The 2,527-nt window shown below is 66.6% G+C and carries 3 protein-coding genes; 2 read left to right on the plus strand and 1 reads right to left on the minus strand.

What is annotated here, in order from left to right; all coding sequences use genetic code 11:
* Nucleotides 1-806, plus strand: an 806-nt coding sequence (locus Q7T84_RS21070) for a peptidoglycan-binding protein (RefSeq protein ID WP_304813151.1), incomplete at its 5' end; no start/stop codon positions are given.
* A gap of 39 nt (nucleotides 807-845) precedes the next feature.
* Here the strand turns inward: Q7T84_RS21070 and Q7T84_RS21075 are convergent.
* Complete coding sequence (locus tag Q7T84_RS21075; RefSeq protein WP_304813154.1) at nucleotides 846-2,171, minus strand: MFS transporter; 1,326 nt, start codon at nucleotides 2,169-2,171, stop codon at nucleotides 846-848.
* A gap of 114 nt (nucleotides 2,172-2,285) precedes the next feature.
* Here Q7T84_RS21075 and Q7T84_RS21080 point away from each other — a divergent pair.
* A partial coding sequence (locus Q7T84_RS21080; protein ID WP_370653697.1) for a motility-associated protein occupies nucleotides 2,286-2,527 on the plus strand: 242 nt, incomplete at its 3' end.

Consider the following 2,527-nt stretch of genomic DNA (forward strand, 5'->3'; position numbering starts at 1 on the left):
ATGTGGTCCGCTCCATGGCCAGTCTGGCCTATCACGGACGCCGCCGGAACTTCGCCGAGGGCGAGCTGATCGCGGCCTTGAAGGTCATCAGCTCAGGAGAGGCCTCGCGTAGCCAGCTCAAGGGCTCCTGGGCCGGCGCCATGGGCCAGACCCAGTTCCTCCCCTCCAACTACCTCGCAACCGCCGTGGACGGCGACGGAGACGGCAAGCGCGACATCTGGGGCTCCAGCCATGACGCCCTTGCCTCGGCCGCCAACCTGCTGGCCAAGGGCGGCTGGGTGAGGGGACAAAGCTGGGCTCGCGAGGTCACCCTGCCCGCGAACTTCGACTACAGCCTGACCGAAGGCCCGCGTGAGACGCCCGACTGGTGGGCCCAGCTCGGCGTCAAACCCGCCGATGGCGGCTCCTGGTCGCCTGCGGACCAGGGCGCCAAGGCCCAGCTCGTGGCGCCGGCGGGCGCGAGCGGGCCGATCTTCCTGCTGCTGCCGAACCACTTCGCGATCCGCACCTACAACAACTCCACCTCCTACGCCCTGGGCATCGGCCTGCTGGCCGACCGCTTCGCCGGCGGTGGCCCCCTAGTGAAGCCGTGGCCCTATGAGACGCCGCTGGCCATCGGCGACCGCATCGCCGCCCAGACGGCCCTGCTGCGGCTGGGCTTCAATCCGGGCGAGCCTGACGGGGTGGTGGGCGTGAACACCCGCACGGCCCTGCGCAATTGGCAAAAGGCTCGCGGCCTGACGGCCGACGGCTATCTCTCCATGGAGATGGTGCGTCGCCTGAACGTCGAAGCCGGCGCGCTTTAGAAGACTCGTCTCCTCTCCCGAGGGAAAGGAAGCGCGAACCTACAACCCGCCCTCATCGCCCTTCTCCAGCGTCGCCATGGCGGCGTCGGCGCGGGTGGCGGGCAGCGGGTCGGCGTTCTTCAGCTGCACGTTGCGGAAGGCATAGACCAGCATGGCCACCATCATCAGGGCGCACAGGATGAACGGCGCTGGCGCGATGCGCTCGTAAAGCCAGACGAAGAACGGCGCGAGCACCACATTGACGCCGTTCACCGCGGCGATAGCGCCGGCGACGCGCGCCTGCTCGTGCATGTCCACCGCCAGCGAAGCGCCCGCCGTGAAGCCCGGACGCGCCAGGCCAAAGCCTAGGCTGGAGATCGCAAAGCCGGCCACGACCGCGGCATAGGTCGGCTGCAGCGCCACGATCACATTGCCCACCGCGGCCACGCCCACGCCCCAGCGCAGGAGCTGGCGCGGGGTCATCTCGAACATCCGGATGATGCCCCACTGGGCCAGCAGGCCGGCCATGGCGCCAAACATCATGGCGATGGCGATGAAGCCCTGGGCTTTCATCGGATCAAGGCCGAGCTTGTCGATGATCAGGAAGCCCAGGGTTTGGGCCTGAGCGGTCTGGCAGACCGCGACGATAAAGCCGTAGACCAGGAACGGCCGCACGCGCGGATCGCGCCACATCGGCTTTTCCTTGGTCGCGTCGCCGCCCTTGGCGTCCTTGGCGATCTCAGCACGAACCGGGGCGACCGGCATGTTCTGGCTTTCCGGAAGCATCTTCCAGACCACGAACAGCATCAGCCCGGCCATCGCCGCGAAACCAAGCATCGGTCCCGCCAGGCCAACGAAAGGCAGGACGAACAACGGCGCCAGGAACGGCCCGACGACCGTACCCAGGCCAAAGGCCCCGGCCAGGCTCGACATCGACTGGGTGCGCTGCTCCGGCGGGGTGTGCTCGGCCACATAGGCCTGGGTCGCCGGATTGGAGGCCGAGCCAAACAGCCCGAACAAAGCCCGCGCGAACAGGAAGCAGATGAAGATTATCATCGGCGTGGCCATGTGATGCAGGCCCGCCATCACCACCAGCGCGCAGGCGATCATCGAGAACATGAAGCCCGAGAGGCCGATCAGCATCAAGGGCTTGCGGCCGTGGCGGTCGGAGGCCCGCGCCCACCAGGGCGAGGAGAACGCCCAAAGCAGCGCCGAGAGAGAGAAGATCGCCGCGACCATCGGGTCGGGAATGCCGATCGACCGGCCAATCGCTGGGAGCACCGAGATCATCCCGGTATTGCCCATGGCGGTTACCAGGGAGACGCCGAAAATAATGGCGAAAGTCTTCTTGGGCAGGCCTTCCGGCGCTGTGGCGGGCTTGGGCATGGCCTCGCTGTTAGTCCGCGCCGACCCCTTGTGCAAACACGGAAAACGCACACGCGGAATTAAGCATTAATCGCCGATAGTCGGGGCTGGACGTCGCGGGGACAGCCTTTTCAAATGTTTCAGATTATCGGCATCGTGCTGCTCTTCGCGCTGGTGTTTGGCAGTTATTTGATCTCCGGCGGCAACCTTGGGGTGATCCTTCACGCCCTGCCCCACGAGATGATGGCGATCGGCGGCGCGGGCGTCGCAGCCTTCCTGATCGGCAACTCGGTGCCGGTGATCAAGGGCACGCTCTCAGGCTTCGGCAAGGTGTTCGCCGGCCCGAAATGGAAGGCCTCGGACTACCGGGACCTGCT

This window comes from Phenylobacterium sp. (assembly GCF_030654915.1).
Classification (GTDB): Bacteria; Pseudomonadota; Alphaproteobacteria; order Caulobacterales; family Caulobacteraceae; genus Phenylobacterium.

What these genes read in the sequence shown, in the direction of transcription:
- Q7T84_RS21075 (WP_304813154.1), bottom strand. Translation starts at nt 2,171, where the DNA reads ATGCCCAAGCCCGCCACAGCGCCGGAAGGCCTGCCCAAGAAGACTTTC.